Origin of the sequence: Dactylosporangium sp. CA-092794 (assembly GCF_050948465.1) — a bacterium.
Lineage (GTDB): Bacteria > Actinomycetota > Actinomycetes > Mycobacteriales > Micromonosporaceae > Dactylosporangium.
Genome location: NZ_CP192044.1, coordinates 5,901,930 through 5,924,067, shown reverse-complemented (window position 1 = coordinate 5,924,067; position 22,138 = coordinate 5,901,930). Strand labels below are relative to the sequence as shown.

21 protein-coding genes are annotated in these 22,138 nt (G+C 73.5%); 10 read left to right on the top strand and 11 right to left on the bottom strand.

From position 1 onward, the window contains the following. Positions 1 to 13: 13 nt before the first annotated feature. The 5 genes from ACQPXD_RS25040 to ACQPXD_RS25020 all read right to left on the bottom strand — a co-directional run bounded on the left by ACQPXD_RS25040 (position 14) and on the right by ACQPXD_RS25020 (position 6,584). Complete coding sequence (locus tag ACQPXD_RS25040) at positions 14 to 1,525, bottom strand: aldehyde dehydrogenase family protein (RefSeq protein ID WP_432842552.1); 1,512 nt, start codon at positions 1,523 to 1,525, stop codon at positions 14 to 16. A gap of 101 nt (positions 1,526 to 1,626) precedes the next feature. After that, positions 1,627 to 2,673, bottom strand: a complete 1,047-nt coding sequence (locus tag ACQPXD_RS25035; RefSeq protein WP_432842550.1) for a helix-turn-helix transcriptional regulator — start codon at positions 2,671 to 2,673, stop codon at positions 1,627 to 1,629. 42 nt (positions 2,674 to 2,715) lie between these two features. Then, positions 2,716 to 4,293 (bottom strand): GMC family oxidoreductase, encoded by a 1,578-nt coding sequence (locus ACQPXD_RS25030; RefSeq protein ID WP_432842548.1) that lies wholly within the window; start codon positions 4,291 to 4,293, stop codon positions 2,716 to 2,718. Between the two features lie 150 nt (positions 4,294 to 4,443). Then, a complete protein-coding gene (locus ACQPXD_RS25025; RefSeq protein WP_432842546.1) occupies positions 4,444 to 5,847 on the bottom strand; it encodes an MFS transporter in 1,404 nt (467 codons plus the stop codon). Beyond that, the gene (locus ACQPXD_RS25020) at positions 5,844 to 6,584 is read right to left on the bottom strand and encodes an enoyl-CoA hydratase/isomerase family protein (protein WP_432842544.1); all 741 of its coding nucleotides are present in this window, start codon (positions 6,582 to 6,584) and stop codon (positions 5,844 to 5,846) included. Before ACQPXD_RS25020 ends, ACQPXD_RS25025 begins: the two co-directional genes overlap by 4 nt. 115 nt (positions 6,585 to 6,699) lie before the next feature. On the opposite strand from ACQPXD_RS25020, the gene ACQPXD_RS25015 reads away from it, so the two are divergent. The 6 genes from ACQPXD_RS25015 (at position 6,700) to ACQPXD_RS24990 (ending at position 11,928) form a co-directional block, all read left to right on the top strand. Next, positions 6,700 to 7,533, top strand: coding sequence for an amidohydrolase family protein (locus ACQPXD_RS25015; RefSeq protein ID WP_432842542.1), 834 nt, complete (start codon positions 6,700 to 6,702; stop codon positions 7,531 to 7,533). Then, entirely contained in the window at positions 7,530 to 8,405 is an 876-nt protein-coding gene (locus ACQPXD_RS25010) for an enoyl-CoA hydratase-related protein (protein WP_432842540.1), read from the top strand. The genes ACQPXD_RS25015 and ACQPXD_RS25010 overlap by 4 nt, the downstream gene beginning before the upstream one ends. Before the next feature lie 7 nt (positions 8,406 to 8,412). Then, positions 8,413 to 9,579: an acyl-CoA dehydrogenase family protein gene (locus ACQPXD_RS25005; RefSeq protein ID WP_432842538.1), complete on the top strand. Its 1,167-nt coding sequence runs from the start codon at positions 8,413 to 8,415 to the stop codon at positions 9,577 to 9,579. A gap of 11 nt (positions 9,580 to 9,590) precedes the next feature. Next, on the top strand, positions 9,591 to 10,499 hold the full coding sequence (locus ACQPXD_RS25000) for an acyl-CoA dehydrogenase family protein (RefSeq protein WP_432842536.1): 909 nt from the start codon (positions 9,591 to 9,593) through the stop codon (positions 10,497 to 10,499). Continuing rightward, positions 10,496 to 11,062, top strand: coding sequence for a carboxymuconolactone decarboxylase family protein (locus ACQPXD_RS24995; RefSeq protein WP_432842534.1), 567 nt, complete (start codon positions 10,496 to 10,498; stop codon positions 11,060 to 11,062). Before ACQPXD_RS25000 ends, ACQPXD_RS24995 begins: the two co-directional genes overlap by 4 nt. 158 nt (positions 11,063 to 11,220) lie before the next feature. After that, a complete protein-coding gene (locus ACQPXD_RS24990; RefSeq protein WP_432842532.1) occupies positions 11,221 to 11,928 on the top strand; it encodes a hypothetical protein in 708 nt (235 codons plus the stop codon). 18 nt (positions 11,929 to 11,946) lie between these two features. Here the strand turns inward: ACQPXD_RS24990 and ACQPXD_RS24985 are convergent, their stop codons facing one another. The 3 genes from ACQPXD_RS24985 to ACQPXD_RS24975 form a co-directional block, all read right to left on the bottom strand. Beyond that, the gene (locus ACQPXD_RS24985; RefSeq protein ID WP_432842530.1) at positions 11,947 to 12,963 is read right to left on the bottom strand and encodes a helix-turn-helix domain-containing protein; all 1,017 of its coding nucleotides are present in this window, start codon (positions 12,961 to 12,963) and stop codon (positions 11,947 to 11,949) included. Between the two features lie 40 nt (positions 12,964 to 13,003). Further along, positions 13,004 to 13,981: an alpha/beta hydrolase gene (locus tag ACQPXD_RS24980; protein ID WP_432842528.1), complete on the bottom strand. Its 978-nt coding sequence runs from the start codon at positions 13,979 to 13,981 to the stop codon at positions 13,004 to 13,006. Between the two features lie 127 nt (positions 13,982 to 14,108). After that, a complete protein-coding gene (locus ACQPXD_RS24975; protein ID WP_432842526.1) occupies positions 14,109 to 15,131 on the bottom strand; it encodes a cellulase family glycosylhydrolase in 1,023 nt (340 codons plus the stop codon). A 181-nt stretch (positions 15,132 to 15,312) separates the two neighbouring features. Here ACQPXD_RS24975 and ACQPXD_RS24970 point away from each other — a divergent pair, with 181 nt between their 5' ends. The 4 genes from ACQPXD_RS24970 to ACQPXD_RS24955 are packed head-to-tail and all read left to right on the top strand — an operon-like array spanning position 15,313 to position 18,708. Continuing rightward, positions 15,313 to 16,146 carry an SDR family oxidoreductase gene (locus ACQPXD_RS24970; RefSeq protein WP_432842524.1) on the top strand — a complete coding sequence of 278 codons (834 nt, stop codon included), beginning with the start codon at positions 15,313 to 15,315 and terminating at the stop codon, positions 16,144 to 16,146. A 5-nt stretch (positions 16,147 to 16,151) separates the two neighbouring features. Then, positions 16,152 to 17,120 carry a DNA topoisomerase IB gene (locus ACQPXD_RS24965; RefSeq protein ID WP_432842522.1) on the top strand — a complete coding sequence of 323 codons (969 nt, stop codon included), beginning with the start codon at positions 16,152 to 16,154 and terminating at the stop codon, positions 17,118 to 17,120. A gap of 53 nt (positions 17,121 to 17,173) precedes the next feature. Continuing rightward, positions 17,174 to 17,491: an STAS domain-containing protein gene (locus ACQPXD_RS24960; RefSeq protein WP_432842520.1), complete on the top strand. Its 318-nt coding sequence runs from the start codon at positions 17,174 to 17,176 to the stop codon at positions 17,489 to 17,491. Next, entirely contained in the window at positions 17,488 to 18,708 is a 1,221-nt protein-coding gene (locus tag ACQPXD_RS24955; protein ID WP_432842518.1) for a PP2C family protein-serine/threonine phosphatase, read from the top strand. Before ACQPXD_RS24960 ends, ACQPXD_RS24955 begins: the two co-directional genes overlap by 4 nt. A 51-nt stretch (positions 18,709 to 18,759) precedes the next feature. Here the strand turns inward: ACQPXD_RS24955 and ACQPXD_RS24950 are convergent, their stop codons facing one another. The 3 genes from ACQPXD_RS24950 to ACQPXD_RS24940 all read right to left on the bottom strand — a co-directional run bounded on the left by ACQPXD_RS24950 (position 18,760) and on the right by ACQPXD_RS24940 (position 22,131). Continuing rightward, positions 18,760 to 19,539, bottom strand: coding sequence for an SDR family NAD(P)-dependent oxidoreductase (locus ACQPXD_RS24950; protein ID WP_432842516.1), 780 nt, complete (start codon positions 19,537 to 19,539; stop codon positions 18,760 to 18,762). Positions 19,540 to 19,987: 448 nt separating this feature from the next. Next, complete coding sequence (gene ccrA, locus ACQPXD_RS24945) at positions 19,988 to 21,337, bottom strand: crotonyl-CoA carboxylase/reductase (RefSeq protein WP_432842514.1); 1,350 nt, start codon at positions 21,335 to 21,337, stop codon at positions 19,988 to 19,990. Between the two features lie 23 nt (positions 21,338 to 21,360). Further along, entirely contained in the window at positions 21,361 to 22,131 is a 771-nt protein-coding gene (locus tag ACQPXD_RS24940; RefSeq protein WP_432842512.1) for a thioesterase II family protein, read from the bottom strand. Positions 22,132 to 22,138 lie beyond the last annotated feature (7 nt).

Below are 22,138 nucleotides of genomic sequence, written 5' to 3'. Positions count from 1 at the left end.
GGGGCGGGGCGGGTCAGTGGGGCGCGGGGGTGCTGAGGACCAGACCGAAGGCCTGGTGGCTGGGCTGCCAGCCGGTCTGGTCGACGCTGATGAACTTGGGCTCGGTGTAGGCGTCCAGGGACTGGGGGCCGCCTTCGCGGCCGATGCCGCTCTGTTTCATGCCGCCGAAGCCGTAGTTCGACGGGGTGATGTGCCAGTTGTTGACGAATACCATGCCGGCGTCGAGGCGGCGGGCGACGGACACGGCGAGGTCCTCGTCGCCCCAGACGCCGGCCGACAGGCCGTAGTCGGTGTCGTTGGCGATGGCGACGGCCTCGTCGACGGAGTCGTAGGACAGCACGGTGAGGATCGGGCCGAAGACCTCGCGGCGGGCGATGTCCTGCTGGGGGGTCGCGCCGGTGACGATGGTCGGCTCGAGCCAGCTGCCCTGCTCGAACTCGGCGCCGGCGGGGACGCCGCCGCCGTGGGCGATCGTCGCGCCCTGGTCGCGGGCGGCCGCCAGGTGGTCCAGCAGCGCGTCGCGGTGCGGCCGGGAGATGACCGGGCCCAGGTCGGTGGCCGGGTCCAGCGGATCGCCCAGCCGGATCGACGCGGCCCGCTCGACCAGGGCGGCGACGAACTCGTCGTGGCGGTCGCGGGGCACGAGCAGCCGGCTGCCCGACTCGCAGGCTTCCCCGTTGTTCGCCATGATCGCGAACAGGGCGCCGTCCACGGCGAGGGACTCCTCGACGCCGGGGAGCAGGATGTTCGGGCCCTTCCCGCCCAGCTCGAGCGTCACCCGCCGGACGCTGCCGGCGGCCTGGCCGTAGATCGCCTTGCCGACCTCGGTGGAGCCGGTGAAGGCCACCTTGCGCACGTCGGGATGCCCGCTGAGGTATGCGCCGGTCGGCTCGCCGTCGCCGGTGACCACGTTGAAGACGCCGGCGGGCAGGCCGGCCGCGGCGAACTCGCGGGCCAGTTCCAGCGCGAGCAGCGGCGTGTGCTCATCGGGCTTGAGGACCATCGTGTTGCCCGCGACCAGCGCCGGACCGACCTTGAGCGCGGCCACGGTCAGCGGCAGGTTCCACGGAACGATCGCGCCGACGACGCCCACCGGCTCCCGGCGCAGCAGGCCGCGGCTGCCGAACGGGGCCATCGACGGGCCGTCGGCCTCGAACGGATACGCGGCCCCGAGGTCGGCGAAGTAGCGCAGGTGGCCGATGGACAGCCCGAGATGCAGGACGTGACTCGTGCGGATCGTCACGCCGTTCTCCCGCGACTGCAGCGCGGCGAGCTCGTCCTGGCGCCGTTCGAGCCGGTCGGCGACGGTGTGCAGCAGGCGGGCCCGCTCGGCCGGCGGTACCGTGCGCCAGACTCCGGACTCGTGGGCGGCCCGGGCCGCGGCCACCGCCCGGTCGACATCGGCCGGGCCACCCTTGGCCACCGTGGCGACGAGTTCACCGTTCGCCGGGTTGCGGATCTCGTACCGGTCCGCGGTATCAACCCAGCGGCCGTCGATGAATAGCTCGTAATGAGGGACGCTCATCACTCCTCCGTTCCAGTCTGCGGAAATGCCGGTGGCACCCTGCGGATACGGTAGGAACTGAGCCGTTGACGCGACCACGCAGAAACCTGGGTACTTGCCGGTCAGTCGTGCGGACGCAGCAGGGCCGTGAGCTCGCGCCGGCTGCGCACTCCGGCCTTGCGGAAGACGCCGTTGAACCGGTCCTGCACGGTCCAGGTGGAGATCACGAGGTCGGCGGCGATCTGCGCGGTCGACCGCCCGGCGAGCATCCGCTCGACGACCTCGCCCTCGCCGGGTGACAGCCCGTAGCGCGCCCGCCAGACATCGGCGTCGGCCCGCGGGGCGGCGGGCTGAATGATCACGGCGACCCGGCCGTCGCCGGCCTGCGAGGTGACCGCGGCGTCCAGCGACATCCAGCGCCCGGACCGGGTGTGTATCCGCACGCCGGCCCGGCCGTTCGCGCCCGGCTGGCGGCCGCGGGCCCGGGCGCAGACCGCCATCGCCACCGCGATGTCGGGCGTGGTGTCCCGGGGCTCGTGCGCGTCGCGGAGGTCGTCCAGCACGGCCAGGGCGTCCCCGGTGGACTCGACGATCCGGTTGGCCGCGTCGATCACGATCAGCACGGGGGTCCGGCCGGGGGCCGAAACGGTGGGGGCGCCGAGGACGGCGTCGCGGATGCCCGCCGCGAGCACGGGCGACACGACGGCGGCCAGGCCGACCTCGTCCCAGCTGAACCGCGGCCGCCCGTGCCGGCGGAACAGGTGGAGGAATCCCCAGGCCCGGCCGTCGATCTTCGCGACGGCCCGGATCTCGTCGCCAAGGCCGAGGGGGCGCAACAGGTCCCGGTAGCGCTGGCTGCGCTCGATCTCGCCCGCGGTCGCGGCCAGCAGCGAGCCGGCCGCGGCCGGCGCGCCCATCAGCGAGCGCAACTTGAGGAAGTCCCGCTGTCCGTGCTCGTTGAGATGGAGCACCGACGCCTTGGACCGGTCGATGCCGCCGGTCGCGTAGGTCGTCGGCAGCAGCGACTCCGGATCGGTCTCGGCGAAGCAGTAAGCGTCCGCGTCGAGCGCCTCGGCGATGCGCTGGGCGCTTTCGTGCCGGAAGCCCGATGAATCACGGGCGTATTTCGCGATAGCCCGGATGTCGCGGCTGATTCTGCTGGCGTTCACCTGGCAAGCGTCCCACGATCGGCGATGATCGGGAGTCCGTCGTCAGGTGGAGCTGCCGGCCGGCGGCCGGGCCGCGAGGAACCGGGCCGCCGCCTCGCCGATCAGCACTGACGGGGCATACGTGTTGGCCGAGGTGATGGACGGCATCACCGAGGCGTCGGCGACGCGCAGACCCTCGACGCCGTGCACCCGCAGCCGGGCGTCGACGACGGCCTCGGGGCCCGGCCCCATCGCGCAGGTGCCGGCCGAGTGGAAGTAGGTCAGGCAGGACTTCCGCAGGAACGACACGGCCTGGTCGCGGGTCATCGGCCGGCTCGGCGCGACCCAGTTCCGGATGATCTTGCGGTAGGCGGGCTGGGAGGCGATGTCGAGCCCCAGTTCGATGCCGGCCAGCAGCGCGTCGACGTCCTGCCGTTCGGCGAGGAAGTTCGGCTGGATCTCGACCGGGGCGTCCGCCCCGGCGCCCAGCAGCCGGATCTGGCCGCGGCTCTCGACGCGCATCAGACCCGGGGCGATGACGAACGAGTTCGGCGGCGGCGGAAACTCCTGCGCGATTTCCGGGGAGACATACGGGATCTGGACCGAGACGAACATCAGGTCCGCCACCGGCAGGTCGGAGCGGCTCTTCCAGAAGAACGTGCTGCCCTCCAGGTTGTTGTTGAACGCGGGCAGCGCCTCCTCCGCCTCGAAACACAGTCCGGCCAGGATCGGATGGTCCTGCAGGTTCTGCCCGACGCCGGCCAGGTCGCCGACCACGTCGATGCCGAGCCGCCGCAGGTCGCCGGCGGGTCCGACGCCGGAGCGCAGCAGCAGCCGGGGTGTGTCGATGGCGCCGGCCGCCAGGACCACCTCGGACGCCGCACCGGCCCGGTAGCCGCGGCCGGCCCGCTCGAACTCCACGCCGGTGCAACGGCTCCCGGCGAAGGTCAGCCGGTGCACGTGCGCGCCGGTGAGCAGGGTCAGCCGCGGGTGGTCCGCGACCGGCTTGAGGTAGCCCCGCCAGGAACTGCAGCGCTGCCCGTCGCGGACGTTCATGCTCACGGGGCCGACGCCGAGCGGATCGGGGACGTTCATGTCGTCGAGGTAGGGCATGCCGTAGGACAGGCCGCTGTCGATCAGTGCCTGGGCGACGGGGTGCAGATCCTTCGCCCGCTCGACCCGGATCGGGCCGCCGGCGCCGCGGTACTCGTTCGCCCCGTCCTCCCAGTCCTCGGCCTGCTGGAACAGCGGCAGGACGGACTCGTATTCCCAGCCCGGATTTCCGGCCGCGGCCCAGCCGTCGTAGTCGGCGCGGTTGCCGCGGGCCCAGACCAGCGCGTTGATGCTGCCGGAGCCGCCGACCACCTTGCCCCGGGCCAGGGGGATGGTGCGATTGCCGGTGTGCGGGGCGGGCGCGTACTGGTAGTTCCAGTCGTAACGGGAGCCGAGGTTCTCGACCCATTGCGGCGGATTGACGATGCTCGCCGCGTCGTCCTGCGCCCCGCCCGCTTCGAGGACGAGCATTCGCGCGTCGGTGCTGTCCAGCAGGCGCCGGGCGATGACACTGCCCGCCGAGCCGGCGCCCACCACAATGAAATCGAATCCCCGCAGGTCGAGGTCTTCCTCATCCGGTACACCCATCACACGGTTCCTTTCCATCCCACGATCTCAACGCTCATGCGACTCCAGGGCACGGCGCCGGCGGGGCCGTCGGCGAGCGGTCAGCGGCCGGCCGGGCCTGTACGGGAGCGCGGTGGTGCGATCGAGCGTATGGCGGCGCCGGAGGCGCAACTACCCAGAAACCTGGGGAGTCTCGGCGGCGACGGGGATGAGCAGGGCGGCGACGCCGGCCAGCAGGTAGGTGGCGGCCAGCACGGCGAAGCCGGCGGTGTAGCCCCATTCGGCCGGGAAGCCGGTCGGGCCGGCGCTGGAGGCGACGATGCTCGCCACCAGCGCGGCGCCGATGCTGCCGCCGATCAGGCGGATGTTGGCGTTCATCCCGCTGGCCACCCCGATCTGCTCCGGGGGTACCGCCGACACGATGAGCCCGGCCAGCCCGGACAGCGACAGGCCCACGCCCGCGCCGAGCACAGCGCTGGCGATGTAGAGCGGCCAGAGCCGGTCGTGCGCGAACGCGACCACCACCATCGACGCCGTGCAGGCCAGGCAGCCGGCGAGCACCACGGCCTTGCCGCTGAAGCGGCGGTCCAGGCGGCTGGCGAGCACGCCGACGGCGACCTGCGTGACGCAGGACGGCAGCACCAGCAGGCCGGACTGGGCGACCGTGGCGCCGAAGCCGTACCCCAGGGCGCTCGGGGTCTGCACCAGCTGCGGCAGGAAGCCGAAGGTGGCGAAGAGGCCGACGCCGACGAGCAGCGCGACCAGGTTCGTGGTCCATACGATCGTGGCCCGCATGAGCCGCAGGTCGACCAGCGGCCGGGTGGCGCGGGACTCGACGACCACCCAGGCGATGCCGCCGGCCACCGCGGCGGCGAACAGGCCCACGATCGGCGCGGAGAGCCAGCCCCGCTCCGGGCCGAAGCTCACCCCGAGCAGCAGGGCGATCAGCCAGGCCGACAGGAAGCTCGCGGGCACCCAGCCGATGCCGCCGCCGCCCGATCTGGGCGGCGACTCGGGCACGAACAGCGCGGCCGCGACCGCGGTCAGCGCGATCACGACGACCGGCAGGCCGAACAGCCAGCGGAACCCGACCGTGTCGACGATCGGGCCGGTCAGCACGACGCCGAGGGCGGCGCCGATCGCGGTCAGCGAGGCGATCGCCCCGGCGGCGCCGGCGATCTTGCCGGGCGGGAGCTCGTCGCGCACGATGCCGAAGGCGAGGGGCAGCACGCCGCCGCCGATGCCCTGCACGACCCGGGCGATGATCATGACCTGGATGTCGCTGGCGAGCGCGGCCAGCAGCGTGCCGGCGGCCAGCACGACGAGCGTGGCGACGAGCACCCGCTTGCGGCCCAGCAGGTCGCCGATGCGGCCCACGATCGGGGTCAGCACCGCGGCGGAGAGCAGGCAGCCGGTGAGGATCCAGGTGGCGGCGCTCTGCGTGGTGTGCAGGTCGGCCTGCAGCGTGGCGAGCACCGGGATGACGAACGACTGGAGCATCGCGAACGCGGCCGCGGCCACCGCGAGGACGGTGAACGTGACCCGGTCGCGGCTCGCGCCCCGCAGCGCCTTCACCGGTTGGTGAAGCGGGCCAGGCGGTCGGCGGCGTCCGGGCCGAGCGCGCCGCTGTGCAGGGCCTCGTAGGCCAGGCCGTCGCGCAGGCGGGCGGTCTCGGTCTCGGTGAGCAGCCGCTTGGTCATCCGGTGGGTGAACCAGGAGTTGTCCGCGATCCGCCGGCACAGCTCGAGCACCCCCTCGTCGAACTCGTCGTCGGGGAGGCAGGTCGTGCACAGGCCCATCGCCTCGGCCTGGCGGCCGGTGTAGACCGCCGTGGTGAACATCATCTCCTTCGCCTTGGCGACGCCGACCCGGCGCGGCAGCCGCTGGCTCAGCCCCCACACCGGGGTCATCGCCCAGCGGGCGTGCACGTCGGCGAAGCGCGCGCTCTCCGCGGCCACGATGAGGTCGGCGGCCAGCGCCAGCTCGAGCCCGCCGGCGAAGCAGGCGCCGTGCACCGCGGCCACCACCGGCTGGGGCAGCTCGGCCAGCTCCTCGATGATCCGGGCCTGGAAGTGGGGGTCGGGCGCGGTCTCGCCGGCGGCGATCGCGGCCAGGTCGTTGCCGGAGCAGAAGCTGCGGCCGGCGCCCCGGACCAGCACGCAGCCGACGGTGTCCGTCGCCGCGGCGAGGTCGGCCACGTGGGCGCGCAGCCGCGCGAACATCGCGATCGTCAGGGCGTTGTGTTTCTCCGGCCGGTTGAGGGTCAGCGTCGCCACGCCGGCGTCGTCGTCGCGCCGTACCAGGTCGTCCATGCCGACATGCTAAGCGAACAAGCAAGCGCTTGGTCTCTACCGTTCGGGCAGGTTTCGTGGCATCCTTCGGGATGAAACAAGCGCTTGCTAGGTGGACGAGCGGCGGAGGCTGTGGATGGCATACCCAACCGACATCGGCGTGATCGACACCCTCATCGGGCTGCCCATGGAGGAGGTGCCCAGCGACGAGGTCGACCTGCACGAGCAGATCACCTACATGTTCAAGCAGTTCCCGCAGGTGCGCCGGCACGAGGGCAGCGTCGATGACCTGCTGCGCGCGATGGACCAGTACCACATCGAAAAGGGCCTGATCCCGGTCCTGCCCGGCGACGAGATGGCCGCGAAGGCGATCACGGACCACCCGGACCGGCTGCTCGGCTGCCTCGACGTCGACCCCAACCGGGGCATGGCGGTGGTCCGCGACCTGCAGCGCGCGGTCGAGGAGCTCGGCGTCGTGGGCGCGCAGTACATGCCGTCGATCCTCACCCCGCCGGTGCCGATCAACGACAAGCGCGTGTACCCGCTCTACGCCAAGTGCATCGAGCTGGACGTCCCGATCTTCGTCAACGGCGGCGTGCCCGGCCCCCAGGTGCCCTTCGAGAGCCAGCACCCGGGCCTGGTCGACGAGGTCTGCTGCTTCTTCCCGGAGCTCAAGTTCGTGTTCCGGCACTGCTGCGAGCCGTGGGTCGACCTCACCGTCAAGCTGCTGCTGAAGTACCCCAACCTCTACTACTCCACGACCGGCTTCGCGCCGAAGTACTACCCCGCCGCGATCATCGACTTCGCCAACACCCGCGGCTCCGACAAGGTCATCTACGGCGGCTACTACCCCTACGGCCTGGAGCTGGAGCGCATCTTCCGCGAGCTGCACCACCTGCCGCTCAAGGACGAGGTGTGGCCGAAATTCCTGCGCGGCAACGCCGCCCGGGTGCTCAAGGTCGCCGCATGAGCGCGCCGTCAGGGGGTTCTGGGCACGACGGAGTCGCAGGGAGGCGCGCCAGCGCCGACCGAGTCGCCCGGGAGGAACGGTCCGCCAGTGACGCGGACCCGGGCCCTGAAAAAACCATTCTTTATGAAGTTCAGGCGGGCGTCGCCACGGTCACGCTCAACCGGCCCGACCGGTTCAACGCGTTCATCCCGGAGATGGGCGCCGCCTACAACGACGCGCTGCGCCGCGCCGACGCCGATCCCGGCGTGCGGGTGGTGGTGATCACCGGCGCCGGCCGCGGCTTCTGCGGCGGCGCCGACCTGGCATTCCTGGAGAGCATCGACGCCGGCACTTCTCCGGAAGGGGTACGACCCCAGCTCGCCGCCGAGATCCGCAAGCCGGTCGTCGCCGCCGTCAACGGCTCCGCCGCCGGCGTCGGCTTCGCGCTGCCGCTGTTCTGCGACGTGCGGTTCGTGGCCGCCGAGGCGAAGCTCACCACCACCTTCGCGCGCCTGGGCCTGGTCGCCGAGTACGGCACCGCGTGGATGCTGCCCCGCCTGGTCGGGCTCGGCCCGGCGCTGGACATCCTGCTCAGCGGCCGCACGCTGAGCGGCGAGGAGGCCAAGGCGATCGGCCTCGCCCACCGGGCCCTGCCCGCGGGCGAGGTGCTCAAGGCGGCGCAGGAGTACGCGGCGGACATGGCGGCCAACTGCGCGCCGCGCGCCCTGGCCACCATCAAGGCCCAGGTCCACGCCGACCTGGAGCGGCCGCTCGCCGCCTCGGCCGACGCCGCGCTCGCGCTGATGCAGGCCTCGTTCGGCTCGCCCGACCTGCCCGAGGCGATGGCCGCCCGCGCCGAGCGGCGGCTGCCCAGCTTCCAGCCGCTGGACTGAGGCCGCCGTGGACATCACCTATACCGCCGCGGAGTCCGCCTTCCGCGAAGAGGTGCGCGGCTGGCTGGCCGAGGTGCTGCCGGCGCTGCCGCCCGCCCCGCCGGCCGAGGACTGGCCCGCCCGCCGGGTCTTCGACACCGCCTGGCAGCGGATGCTCTACGACGCCGGCTACGGCGGCATGGACTGGCCGGTGGAGTACGGCGGCCGCGGCGCCTCCCCGGTCATGCAGCTGATCCTGCTGGAGGAGACCGAGCGGGCCCGGGCGCCCTACGGGGTCGCCAACTTCGTCGGCCTCAAGCACGCCGGCCCGACGATCGCCACCGAGGGCACGCCCGAGCAGAAGGCGCGCTACCTCGGCCCGATCCTGCGCGGCGACGAGATCTGGTGCCAGGGCTTCTCCGAGCCCGGCGCCGGCTCCGACCTCGCCTCGCTGCGCACCCGCGCGGTCCGCGACGGCGACCACTACGTGCTCACCGGCCAGAAGATCTGGACCTCGCACTCGCTGGTCGCCGACTTCTGCGAGATCGTCGTGCGCACCGACCCGGACGCGCCGAAGCACAAGGGCCTCACCTGGCTGATCATGCCGATGGACAGCCCCGGCATCCGGCTGCGACCGCTGCGCACCATCATGGGCTCGACCGACTTCGCCGAGCTGTTCCTGGACGAGGTCCGGGTGCCGGTCGCCAACCGGGTCGGCGCCGAGAACGACGGCTGGCGCGTCGCGATGGTGACGCTGAGCTTCGAGCGCGGCACGGCGTTCACCGGTGAGCTGGTCAATTCGATGGTACTGGTGGAAGAGCTCGCCAAGCTGGCCCGCGCCCGCAACCGGTGGGCCGACGCCGGGCTGCGGCGCGAGGTCGCGCACCTGGCGGCGCAGTACGACGCGCTGTGGGCGCTGACCCTGCGCAACGTCTCCGAGGCGAGCGCGGGCTCGGTGCCGGGCATCGGCAACTCGGTGTTCAAGCTGCGCCTCACCGAGCTGCGCTTCACGCTCGCCGACCTGTTCAGCCGCCTGCTGGGCCGGGCCGGGCTGACCATGGACGACCTCGGCGACCTGGGCAACGGCTACTACGTCGAGGAGCGGCTGCGGGCGCTGTCGCTGACCATCGCCGGCGGTACCTCGAACATCCAGCGCAACATCATCGCCGAGCGGATCCTCGGCCTGCCGAAGTAGGGACGGCCCCGATGCACCTGCTGCCGACGGAGGACCAGCGCGCCCTGCGCGAGGCGGTCCGGGACCTGTGCGCGGGGATCGACCTGGCCCGCGAGGACCACCTGGTCGACCCGGCGCTGTGGGGCCGCCTGGCCGAGATGGGCGTGTTCACCCTGCGGGTGCCCGAGGCGGACGGCGGCGTCGGACTGGGCCTGACCGACGCCGTGCTGGTCTTCGAGGAGCTGGGCCGGTCGGCGGTCCCCGGCCCGCTGGTGGCGACCCACCTGGCCGGCTCGGCGACCCGGCGGGTGGGCCTGGTCGAGCGCCCGGCCGAGCCCGGCCCGCTGCTCGTCGAGCACCTCGCCGACCTCGACGACCTGTGGGTCCTCGACGGCGACCGGCTGAGCCGGGTCGACCCGGGCGCGCTGGACGCCACGCCCACCGCGCGGCCGCTCGACCCGTGGACGCCGGTGCACCGCGTCGCCGCGCTGCCGCCGGGCGAGCCGGTCGGCGCCGACGTGCGGCGGCTGCGTCTGGAGGGCGCGCTGCTGACCGCGGCGCTGCAGGCCGGCATCGCCGCCGCCGCGCTTTCGCGGTCCGTGCGCTACGTGAGCGAGCGCGAGCAGTTCGGCCGGCCGGTCGGGTCGTTCCAGGCGGTCAAGCACGCCGCGGCCGACATGCTGGTGCGCCTGGAGCTCGCCCGCGCCGCGGTGCACGCCGCCGCCGCGACCCCGGGCCTGCCACCCCGCGCGGTCTCCGCCGCCAAGCTGCTCGCCGACGAGGCGGCGACGCGCAACTGTCTGGCCGCCGTCCAGCTGCACGGCGGCATGGGATTCGCCTGGGAGGTCGAAGTGCACTATTTCCTGAAGCGCGCCTGGGTCCACGACGTGTCGTGGGGCGACGCCGACGCGCACGCCGAGCAGATCGCGGCCGCGCTGTGAGCCCGCGGGTCACCCTCGTCGCCGACGGGGAGCAGGCCGAGTTCGACGAGCTGACCGCGCCGCTGCGGGACGCGGGCCGGCGGGTGCCGAACCTGATGCGGGTGATGGGCCGCTCGCCGAAGTTCCTCGCCGGCTGGGGCACGTTCAGCGACGCGGTCCGGTTCGCCAGCACGCTGCCCCGCCGCGAGTCGGAGCTGGTCATCCTGCGCGTCTCGCTGCTGACCGGCTGCCGCTACTCGTTCTCCCATCATGTACCGATGGGGCTGCAGAACGGCCTGACCGAGGCGCAGCTGCTGGCGTTGCCGGACTGGCCGGCCGCGCCGGACGAGTTCGCCCCGCTGGACCGGGCGCTGCTCGCCGCGACCGACGCGATCGTGCGGCACCAGGACATCGGCGACACCGCGTTCGCCGCGCTGCGCGAGCACCTGAGCGAGGCCGAGGTCCTCGACGTGGTCGCGGTCGCGTCGTTCTACCTGTCGCTGGCCTGCATCGCCAACAGCGCCGGCGTGCCGGTCGACGAGACCGTCGCAGCCGCCGGCGCCCGCTTCTGGCGCGACCTCTAGCCCGCTGCCCGGGCGCCGGCGCTGCATCCCGGCGGCCGCGACCCGGGCCCGCCGGCTGCCCGTCGCCCTGGACCAGCGGCTGACCGGGCAGGGCGCTCCTGCAGCGTCGATCGGCAAGACCGCCTGACATCGACCGGGCACCCCCTACACTCGGCCGCGTGGAAGACGGGTCGATCGACCGGCGGGTCTGGGGCCTCGCCGCTGCCGGGGCGGTCCTGCTGGACCTCCTCCTCGGCTGGCGGCAGCTCTGGCTGCAGCCGCACCTGGACGCCCACGACCTGCCGCGCTGGCAGACCGGCCTGCTGCAGGTGGCCGCCATCGCGGCGTTGTGGATCGCGATCGGGATCCCCACGGCGCTCGCCCCGGGTCCCGAGCGCCAGCCCCAGGGCTTCCTCGTGCGGCCCGGCAAGTTCGTCGCGCCGGCGGCCGCGCGGATCCGGGTCTCCGTCACCATGGTGGCGCTGGCGCTCTGGGGACTGGTGCCGTTCCTGGTCGAGAGCATCGGGCGGTACCTCCCCCAGTGGAGCCCGTGGGTGGCGATCGCGGCCGGCGCTGTGCTCGCCTCGGCGGCCACCGCGGTCGCCGCGCGGATCTGGGCCCGCAAGGTGCTGCTGACGCCCGAGACGCTGATCGTCCGCGGCACGATCGAGCCCGAGGTCGCCCTGCCGTGGGACACCGCCACCCCCGAGGCGGTCGCCGCCCGCCCGGCCTGGCGCGGCGTCAACGCGGAGTTCCTCGCCCGCGCGATCGAGCACTACCGCGAGCATCCCGAGCACCGCCGGGCGATCGGCACGCCCGAGGAGCACGCCCGCCTCACCGCCCTGCTCCGCCGCCCAAAGCGAACGCCCGACGCGGTCGCTGAGTGATTCCGCCGGCTGTTTCGGTCAGGCGTGTTTCGGGGCCGCGGGCGGTGGGCGCAGCAGGAGGCGCTCGGTCAGGGTCAGCCACAGCCGGTGCCGGCCGGCCGGGGTGCGCACCGGCCGGCCGAGGAGGCGCTCGGCGTGCTCCAGGCGCTCCTGCAGCGTCGAGTGGTGCAGGAACAGCTCGGCCGCGGCGGAGCGGATGCTCCCGTGGGCGGTGAAGGCGGTAAGGGTTGCCACTAGCCACGGCGCCTCGGCGGCCGCCCGGCGCAGCGCGAGCAGGTCCGCGGAGGGCTGCGACCGCGGCCCGATCGCGGCCGCGAGGTGGACCAGGGTGCCCAGGTCGTCGGCGTGGACGAGCCGCGGGCCCGGGTCGTCGGCGGTCCCGTCGGCGGTGAACCGCACGGCGATGCGGGCGTGGGCGGCCGACTGCGGCAGGTCGGGCACGGCCAGCACCGGGCCGGCGCCGGCCCGCCGGTCCCCGGGGATGCGCGCGCCCGGGGCCAGGATCGTCACCTTGCCGTCGGGGAAGGCGACGACCCGGGCCGTGGCGTCCTTGGCGAGCCCCAGCCGGCGGGCCGCGGAGAGCCGCGCGGCGAGGTCGGCCGCCGGGTCCACGACGGTCTCGGTCAGCGCGGAGTCCTGGGCGTCCGGGGCCGGCGCGGCGCCGCGGACCCGGCCGATCACCAGGCCGGCCAGCATCGCGGCGCGCTCCAGGACCATGTCGTCGACCAGCGCCTCGCGCCGCTCGGTCTCCAGCCACAGCGTCGCCGAGGGGATCAGCGAGACCGGGGCGGTGCGCCAGCGCGGGTCACCGGACCGGTCGGCGTCGTGGCGGGACCCGTCCGGCTCGATCCGGACCAGGATCCGGTGCCCGGCGTCGACCAGCCCGGCCGGCGCGCCGCTGAGCACCGCGGCCCCGCGCACCACCGCCTCCAGACCGGCCCGGGACTGGGCGAGCCGGTCGAAGTAGGTGATGACGTCGAGGGCGGCCTGGGCGGAGGAGTCCATGGGGGCCAGCCGGCGTGACAGGTGCTGCATCGTTCGAGTCTGCCCTACCGGCGAGCCCCGGGGGCCGGGCTCACTCGCCCAGCTGGCGCAACAGCCAGTTGAGCCGGGCGGCCTGCATGTGCTGGACGATCGCGGCGTGCGGGGCGAGGGTGTCCGCGCCGTGGAACGCGCCGGGCCACACGTGCAGCTCGGCGTCGCCGCCGGCGGCCCAGATCCGCCCGGCGAAGGCGGCCACCTCGTCGCGGAACGTCTCCGCGCTGCCGACGTCGAGCAGGGCGGGCGGCAGGCCGGCCAGGTCCGGCGCCCGGCCCGGCACCGCATACGGCGACGGTTCGTCCGACCCGGCGGCGTCGCCGAGCCAGGCCGCCCAGCCGGTCTCGTTGGAGATGTCGTCCCAGACCCCGAGCCCGCGCATCTGCCGGGCCGAGACGGTGTCGTTGCGGTCGTCGAGCATGGGGTACATCAGCAGCTGGGCCAGCACCGCGATCCGCCCCCGGTCGCGGGCCAGCAGCGCGAGCGCGGCGGCGAGCGTGCCGCCGGCGCTGGCTCCGGCCAGGATGATCCGCCCCGGGTCGCCCGACACCCGCCCTGCGTGCTCGGCGACCCAGGCCAGCCCGGCGTAGGCGTCGTCCAGCCCGGCCGGGAAGGGGTGCTCCGGTGCCAGGCGGTATTCCACGGACACCACGACGAGCCGCAGCCGGTGCGCGAGGTCGAGGGTCGGGCCGAGGCCGTAGCGGTTGGTGCCCAGCATCAGCCCGCCGCCGTGCACGTAGTAGACGACCGGCCGCGGCCCGTCGAGGCCCTTCGGCCGCAGGATCAGCAGGCCCACCTCGCCCGCCGGCCCGGGGACCCCCAGCCGCTCGAGCTCGAACCGCTCGTCGGCGGCCAGTTCCTCCAGCGACGGGGTGATCTCGTCGAGCGCCTCGCGCGCGGCGCCGAGCATCTCCGGCGTGATGCCGGTGGCGACCGACGTCTGCCCGGTGGGCGCCAGCACGGCCGCGAACACGGCGCCGAGCTCGGGGTCGAAGGACGGTGGGGTTGTGGTCACGGGGGTTCCTTATGGTCGCGGAGCGGATGAACACGATCGATCGTGCTCCGATCGTGCTCCGCCCGCGGCGCCGATGGCAGCCGCCAGACACACGGCGTCACCCGCCAGATGTCGGGGCGGCGACGCGCTACCGCGTGTAGACGGTTGCCTCGCGGGAGGTCTGGCGGATGCCGTCCGGACCGTCGAAGACCCGCCGGCCCCACCAGGTGAGCGACTTGGCGTTGAACTGGTTCACCATGTCGAGGTTGGCGACGTCGCCGCTGTTGCCGCTCCAGGACCAGGCGAGATAGCCGACGCGTTGCGCCTGCGCCTCGGACATGATCGCGTCCTCGTCGACGTCGCCGTCGTGATGGGTGTAGGCGAACTCGGTCACCGCGATGGGCAGCTTCGCCGTGAGGTACCGGCCGAGGTAGTCGTGGATGTTCGTGGCGCGGAAGAACGCGCCGTAGATGTGAATCGAGAAGACGGTGTTTCGCTCCGGGTCGGCGGCGAAGACGGCGGCGGCGTGGTCGCGCATGGTGAAGGACAGGTCCTGGCCCCAGTCGGGCGCGTCGACCATCAGGGTGTGACGGATGCCCGCGCGGCGCAGGCGGCGGATCGAGTCCATCGTGTCGCCGGGCCAGGTGCGGAAGTTGTCGAGGACGTACGGTTCGTTCGCGATGTCGAGGATGGCGTACTTCTCCTGGCCGGCGAGCGCCTTGCGAATGCTGATCCAGTAGTCCACGGCCCGGGCCTGCGGGATGGCGCCCTCGCGGAAACCCCACCCCGTGGTGTCGTTCACGACCAGGACGCAGATGAGGCGGTTGCGCCGGCACAGCGCGATCACGTTCGCGACGTCGGCCGCGTCGTTTCGTCTCGCGACCACCCCGGTGGAAAGCTCGACCCGCACGGTGTTGGCGCCCAACGCCTTGACGTCGCTGAACATCCGGGCCGTCCGTTGCGGGAACACGGCGTGGCTCTGGCCCACGCCGCGCATGACGAACTCGGTGTTGTCGGCATCGTAGAGGCGGCCGCCGGCCACATAGAACCCGGATCGTTGCGGTGCCCGGTTCGCCTGGCTCGGCGGCCCGTTCGAATGGTGCAGCCGCCCCACGACGAAGATCGACACGACGACGGCGATGATCGACGTACCCGCGATGGTGGTGCGCATGCGCATGACCCGAGAACTTCCCCGGTGCCGCCCGGCAAACCCGGCCGCTACCGGTTGGGGCGGGTGAGGGCCTTGGGTTAGGCCCCACAGCGCGGTGGAGCTCCGGGCACGACCGCCCCCGCCGGGTTGGTGAGGGGCCGGACACAGTTTCACCCGTGACGGGCGGGGTAACCGCCGGGCCATGGCCGAACCCCAGCAGCGCCCGCCCGGCACGATCGCGGCGATGGCGCACAAGCCCGACCACGGCGAGACCAGCTACCGCGGCTGCGGCCGCCTCGCCGGCAAGGCCGCGGTCATCACCGGCGCCGACAGCGGCATCGGCCGGGCGGTCGCGATCGCGTTCGCCCGCGAGGGCGCCGACGTGCTCATCGCCTACCTCGACGAGCACGAGGACGCCCGGGACACGGCCAAGCACGTCGAGGCGGCCGGGCGGCGGGCCGTGCTGGTGCCCGGCGACCTCGCCGACCGGGCGACCTGCGAGGCGATCGCGGCCACCGCCGCCGCCGAGTTCGGCCGCATCGACATCCTGGTCAACAACGCCGCGTTCCAGATGACGCACGCGACCGTCGAGGAGATCACCGACGAGGAGTGGACGCGGACCTTCGAGATCAACATCCACGCGATGTTCCGGCTGATCAAGGCGGCGCTGCCGCAACTGGGCGACGGCGCGTCGATCATCAACACCAGTTCGGTGAACTACGACCAGCCGAAGCCGACGCTGCTGCCCTACGCCACCACCAAGGGCGCCATCGCGAACTTCACCGCGGGCCTGGCGCAGCTGCTCGGCGACCGCGGCATCCGGGTCAACGCGGTCGCGCCCGGGCCGATCTGGACGCCGCTGATCCCCTCCACCATGCCGCCGGACCAGGTCGCGGAGTTCGGCAAGAACACCCCGCTCGGCCGGCCCGGCCAGCCCGCCGAACTGGCGCCGGTCTACGTCCTGCTCGCCTCCGACGAGGCCAGCTACATCTCGGGCGCCGTCGTGCCGGTCACCGGCGGCAAGCCGATCCTCTGACCGCCGTGCGACTGCGGCGGAGCAGGCTGGACAAGCCCGGGTACGGCCGGCGCCGCGCGGGCCGCGGCTTCGCCTACCTGTCCACCGACGGGCGGCCGCTGCGCGACGCCGCCTCCGTGGAGCGGATCACGGCGCTCGTCGTCCCGCCGGCCTGGCGCGACGTGTGGATCAGCCCGGACGAGCGCGGCCACATCCAGGCGACCGGCGTCGACGCGGCCGGGCGCAAGCAGTACCTCTACCACCCGGCCTGGCGCGAGCGGCGCGACCGGGCCAAGTTCGCGCACGCGCGGGAGGTCGCCGAGCGGCTCCCCGGCCTGCGCGAGCGGCTGCGCCACGACCTCACGCACGGCCGCGGCCTGCGCCGGGAACGGGTCCTCGCGGCCCTCGTGCGGCTGCTGGACCTGGGGATGTTCCGGGTCGGCGGCGCCCGGTCGGCCGACCGCGACGAGGACCCCTCCTACGGGCTGTCCACGCTGCGCCCGGACCACGTCCAGGCCCGGGGCGGGTGCGTGCTGCTGGGGTTCACCGGCAAGTCCGGCGTCGAGCAGTCGTACACCGTCGAGGACGGCGAGGTCTGCACGGTGCTGCGTGACCTGCGGCGCCGCCGGAGCGGCGAGGACCGGCTGTTCGCCTACTGGGAGGCGGACCGGCGCCGGTGGCACGAGGTCGACGCGGCGGAGATCAACGACTACTTGCGCGAGGTCAGCGGCAAGCCGATGACCGCCAAGGACTTCCGCACCTGGCACGGCACCGTGCAGGCGGCCGTGGCCCTGGAGGAGATCGGGCCGCAGCCGACGAAGACCAAGCGGCGGCGGGCGGTCGCGCACGCGATGCGCGAGGTCGCCGACCGGCTGGGCAACACGCCCGCGGTCGCCCGGGCCTCCTACGTCGACCCCCGGATCGTCGAGGCCTACGAGGAGGGCGAGGTGGCCGGCACCGAGGCCAAGGTCAGGGGGCTGCTCGAACGTGGGTGAGGTACTACAGTCGATGCGGGCGAACGCCCGCTCGTGAGGCCAGGTGGTTGGTGGTGTTGTCGGTTACCCGGCGGGACGCGGACGCTGCGGTGACGATCGCCGTCGAGGGCGAGATCGACGCCGCCACCGTGGGCGACCTGGAGGCCGCGATCGGTGCCGGGCTCGCCGGCCTCGGGCCCGCGCGGACGCTCGTCGTCGACCTCACCGGCCTGAAGTTCATCGACTCGGCCGGGATCGGCGTGCTGCTGCACGGCCGGCGCTCCGCGGTCGCCCTCGGCCGGCCCTTCCGGGTCGCCGGCGCGACCGGGCTGGTGCTGGAGGTGCTGCGGCTGACCGGGGTGTGGCCGCTGCTGTCCGGGGAGCCGGCGTGATCTCCCCGGGCGAGCAGCAGCTGCGCCGGCTGCAGGCGGTCACCGACGCGGCGCTGTCCCGCCTCGGCGTGGAGGACCTGCTGCGGGAGCTGCTGGAGCGCACCCGCGACCTGCTGCACGCCGACACCGCGACGGTGATGCTGCTCGACGGTGACGGCGCCGAGCTGATCGCGACCGCGGCCAGCGGCCTGGAGGGCGAGGTCCACCAGGGCATCCGGGTACCGTTCGGGCGCGGCTTCGTCGGCACCGTGGCCGCCCGCGGCGAGCCGGTCGCGATCGAGCGCGTCGACCACACCAACGTGATCAGCCCGGTGCTGCTCGGCGCGCACGTGTCGTCGGTGCTCGGGGTACCGATGATCAGCGCCGGGCGGACCGTCGGGGTCCTCTACGTCGGCACGCTGGCCCCGCGGCGGTTCACCGGGCAGGACGTCGAGCTGCTGCAGCTGGTCGCTGACCGGGCCGCGCACGCCACCGTGGCCCGCACCAACAGCCTCGACCGGGCGGCCGCGCTCGCGCTGCAGCGCAGCCTGCTGCCGGCCCGCCCGCCCGGCCTGCCCGGCCTGGACCTCGCGGTGCGATACGTTCCCGGCAGCGAGTCCGGCGTCGGCGGCGACTGGTACGACGTGTTCGACCTGCCGTCGGGCCACATCGGCATCGCCGTCGGCGACGTGGCCGGCAGCGGGCTGCGGGCCGCGGTCGTCATGGGCCGGATCCGTTCCGCGCTGCGCGCCTACGCGATGGAGACCGACGACCCGGCCGACGTGCTCACCCGGCTGGACCACAAGGTGCAGCGCTTCGAGCCCGACGCCATGGCGACGGTCATCTACGCGGTCATCGGCCCGGACCTGAGCGGGATGACGCTGTCCAACGCCGGGCACCTGCCGCCGGTCGGGATCCAGCCCGGCGAGCCGGCCCGGCTCGTCATGATCAAGCCGGACCTGCCGCTCGGCGCCGACCTCGGCCCGCCCCGCCAGACCAGCGAGGTGCCGCTGCGGGCCGGGCACGGCCTGCTCTTCTACACCGACGGGCTGGTCGAGCGGCGCGACCGCACGATCACCGCCGGCATGCGGCAGCTCGCCGCCGCGCTGAGCGCCGGGCAGAGCGCGGAGCAGCTGTGCACGGCGGCGATGGCGGCGATGCTCGCCGACCGCGCACCGGCCGACGACATCGCCGTGCTCGGCGTGCTGCGCACCGCCTCAACCCTCGGCGCCGGTTGAGGCGTGCCCAGGTAGTTCCAGGCCGCGCCGCCGCCACACGCGCCGCTGGAATCAGCCGGTGGGGGCGCCGAGGTCGGCCGTCCGGCCGTCCTCGAAGAGCATGCCGGTGGGCGCGCCGGCCGGCAGCATGGCCGCCCAGGCCACCCAGCGTGCGCTCTCGGCGGTCGGGCGGCCGTCGTTGTCGTCGCCGAGCTCGGGGTGGCTGGCGAACTGGCCGGGGTCGACGGAGTTGACCAGGATCCCGGCGTCGCGCAGCTCGACGGCCAGCGAGGCGGTCAGGGCTTCGGCGGTGAACTTGGCCATCGAGTACCCCGGAGCGCCGACGGGCCGGGGCAGCGCGACGCCGGCGCGGACCTGCATCGCGGCGCCGCTGGACACGGTGACGACCCGGGCGGCCGGCGCCGCCTCCAGCAGCGGCAGACAGGCCTGGGTGAGCGCCCATGGGCCGAAGACGCATACCTCGAAGGCGGCACGGACCCGGTCGGCGTCGGCATCCAGCAGACGGAACGTGTCCCAGTCGGGCATCAGCGCGGCGTTGTGGACCAGCGCGTCGAGCCGGCCGAACTCGGCGCCGAGCCGCGCCGTGGCCTCGGTGATGGTCGCGTGATCGCTCAGGTCGATGCGGATCGCGGTGGCCGCCAAGCCCGCGGCGGACAGCTCCTCGGCCCGCAGTCGAGTCTGGTCGAGGTCGCGGCCGGCCAGAACGGCGTGGAAGCCGTGCGCCGCGAGCTCGCGGGCGACGGCGACTCCGAGGCCGTGAGGGCGGCTGGCCCCGGTGACGAGGGCGACCCGGCCGGCCGCGGCGGCGTCGGTGCTGGAGGCCGTAGACATGGGAGATCCTCTCCTGAAAGTTCGAAAGTGACCGCGGATCTCCCTGTCCAGGTAGTCCCGGATCTCGTTGCCGTCGGCGCCCACCCTAGCAAGGCGGTCAGCCGGGGTGGCCGCGCGACTCCGACCTCGAACGTTCATCGCGTGCGACCTCGGATCTGCGCGGCCAGGGGCGGATGTATGTCTCCGCGATCCTGATGCCCCGCTGACCGCACACCGGGTTTGCCATGATCCCGGAGGCTTGTGGTACACGGGGGTACATCAGCGCTCCGCGATCATGAAAAACCGTTGGTGCCGTTGCCGGGTTGCGCATGATCACGGAGACTTCCGGTCGCTGCGCCGTGCAGCGCCCGACGGGCGGGACGCGATCACCGACCGTGCCCGCCCTGGGTCCTGCAGAGCGGGCACCACGAGCTCACACACCATGCCGACATGCGGACGTCCGCCGTGGTCAGTGCTCGGTCCCGCCGGGCGGGCGGAAGCGGTTGATCGCCGGCAGGTGCCGCTCGCGCAGGGCCGGGTCGGTCACGCCGAGCCCCTCGCGCGGGGCGAGGCAGAGCACGCCCACCTTGCCGCTGTGTTCGTTCCGGTGTACCGCCCGGGCCGCCTGCCCGGTCTCGGTGAGCGGGTACACCACCGACAGCGTCGGGTGGATCACGCCGCGCACGATGAGCCGGTTCGCCTCCCAGGCCTCCCGGTAGTTGGCGAAGTGGCTGCCGACGATCCTCTTCAGGTGCATCCAGAGGTACCGGTTGTCGTAGTGGTGGTCGTAACCGGACGACGACGCGCAGGTGACGACCGTGCCGCCGCGCCGGGCCACGTAGACGCTCACCCCGAACGTGTCCCGGCCGGGGTGCTCGAAGACGATGTCGGGATCGTCGCCGCCGGTGAGCTCCCGCAGCCGGCCGCCGAAGCGCCGCCACTGCGTGGTGTCGGGCGCGTCACCAGCCCAGAAGTCGAAGCCCTCGGCCCGGCGGTCGATCGCGCTCTCCGCGCCGGCGGCGCGGGCCAGCTCGGCCTTGCCCGCGCTGGAGACCACGGCCACGGCCCGGCCGCCGCCGTTACGCACCAGCTGGGTGGCGTACGAGCCGAGGCCGCCGGCGCCGCCCCAGACGAGTACCACGTCGCCCTGTTTCATCTGCGCGCCGTTGCGCGAGACGAGCTGGCGGTAGGCGGTGGAGTTGACGAGGCTGGAGCAGGCCGCCTCCTCCCACGTCAGGTGGGCCGCCTTCGGCATCAGCTGGTTGGCCTTCACCAGCGCCAGCTCGGCCAGGCCGCCGAAGTTGGTCTCGTAGCCCCAGATCCGCTGGCCGGGGTCGAGCATGGTGTCGTCGTGCCCGTCCGGCGACTCGAGCTCGACCGACAGGCAGTGCGCCACGATCCGGTCGCCGGGCTTCCAGCGGTGCACGCCCGGGCCCGCTCGCAGTACCACACCGGAAGCGTCCGAACCGAGGACGTGCCACGGCTGATCGTGCCGCGTGCCCGCCGGCCCGGAACGGGCGTAGCGCTTGAGGAACCCGAACGTCGGGAGCGGCTCGAAAATGGCGCTCCACACGGTGTTGTAGTTGATGGCGCTGGCCATGACGGCGATGAGCACCTCACCGGGGCCGGGCTCCGGGGTGGGCACGTCGCGGACGTGCAGCGACTTGGCCGGGTCCTTGTCCGGGCCGGCCAGGCCCTCGAACATCGTGGACTCCTCGGCCAGCACCACCGCGCCGCGGTAGCTCTCCGGCACGGCCAGCGCCGCGATGTCGGCCGGGGAGGCCGAATCCGACGACACGGCGTCGATGAGGTCTCGCATCGCAACTCCTCGAGAAGTGGTTCTCAGCCGACCTGCGGACCGGTGACGGTGGCCAGCCGCGCCTCGATCAGCTCGAGCACGGCCCGCTGCTGCTTGGCGAGATAGAAATGCCCGCCGGGGTACACCTTGAGGTCGAACGCCGCGCTGGTGTGCTCGCGCCACGACTCGGCCTCGCCGACCGTCACCTTCGGGTCGGCGTCCCCGACGAGCGCGGTGATCGGGCAGGACAGCGGCGGCCCCGGGGTGTACCGGTAGGTCTCGGCCGCCCGGTAGTCGTTGCGGATCGCCGGCAGGATCATCCGCAGCAGCTCCTCGTCGCCGAGGATGCCGGCGTCGGTGCCGCTGAGCCGCCGCATCTCGGCGATCAGGCCGTTGTCGTCCTGCTCGTGGACGCGCTCGTCGCGGTGCCGGGACGGGGCCCGGCGGCCCGAGGCGAACAGCCACGCCGGGGCCTGGCCGTGCTCCTTCTCGAGGATCCGGCCGACCTCGAAGCCCAGGGTCGCGCCCATGCTGTGGCCGAACAGGGCGAGCGGCCGGTCCAGCCAGCCGGCCAGCTCCGCGGCGACCAGCCGGGCGAGGGTGGGGATGTCGGCGACGCTGGGCTCGCCGCGACGGTCCTGGCGGCCGGGGTACTGCACCGCCAGCACCTCGATCCGCGGGTGCAGGCCCCGGGACACGGGCACGAAGAACGACGCCGAACCGCCCGCGTGGGGCAGGCAGGCCAGCCGGATCGGGCTGCCCGGCGCGGTGTTGTAGCGGCGGATCCACAGGCTGGTGCCGGGTGTCACGGCCATCGTCGGG

What these genes read in the sequence shown, in the direction of transcription:
- ACQPXD_RS24950 (WP_432842516.1), bottom strand. Translation starts at nt 19,539, where the DNA reads ATGTCTACGGCCTCCAGCACCGACGCCGCCGCGGCCGGCCGGGTCGCC.
- ACQPXD_RS25040 (WP_432842552.1), bottom strand. Translation starts at nt 1,525, where the DNA reads ATGAGCGTCCCTCATTACGAGCTATTCATCGACGGCCGCTGGGTTGAT.
- ACQPXD_RS24940 (WP_432842512.1), bottom strand. Translation starts at nt 22,131, where the DNA reads ATGGCCGTGACACCCGGCACCAGCCTGTGGATCCGCCGCTACAACACC.
- ACQPXD_RS24970 (WP_432842524.1), top strand. Translation starts at nt 15,313, where the DNA reads ATGGCCGAACCCCAGCAGCGCCCGCCCGGCACGATCGCGGCGATGGCG.
- ACQPXD_RS24985 (WP_432842530.1), bottom strand. Translation starts at nt 12,963, where the DNA reads ATGCAGCACCTGTCACGCCGGCTGGCCCCCATGGACTCCTCCGCCCAG.
- ACQPXD_RS25000 (WP_432842536.1), top strand. Translation starts at nt 9,591, where the DNA reads ATGCACCTGCTGCCGACGGAGGACCAGCGCGCCCTGCGCGAGGCGGTC.
- ccrA (WP_432842514.1), bottom strand. Translation starts at nt 21,337, where the DNA reads ATGCGAGACCTCATCGACGCCGTGTCGTCGGATTCGGCCTCCCCGGCC.
- ACQPXD_RS25020 (WP_432842544.1), bottom strand. Translation starts at nt 6,584, where the DNA reads ATGGACGACCTGGTACGGCGCGACGACGACGCCGGCGTGGCGACGCTG.
- ACQPXD_RS25015 (WP_432842542.1), top strand. Translation starts at nt 6,700, where the DNA reads ATGGCATACCCAACCGACATCGGCGTGATCGACACCCTCATCGGGCTG.
- ACQPXD_RS25030 (WP_432842548.1), bottom strand. Translation starts at nt 4,293, where the DNA reads ATGGGTGTACCGGATGAGGAAGACCTCGACCTGCGGGGATTCGATTTC.
- ACQPXD_RS25010 (WP_432842540.1), top strand. Translation starts at nt 7,530, where the DNA reads ATGAGCGCGCCGTCAGGGGGTTCTGGGCACGACGGAGTCGCAGGGAGG.
- ACQPXD_RS24975 (WP_432842526.1), bottom strand. Translation starts at nt 15,131, where the DNA reads ATGCGCACCACCATCGCGGGTACGTCGATCATCGCCGTCGTCGTGTCG.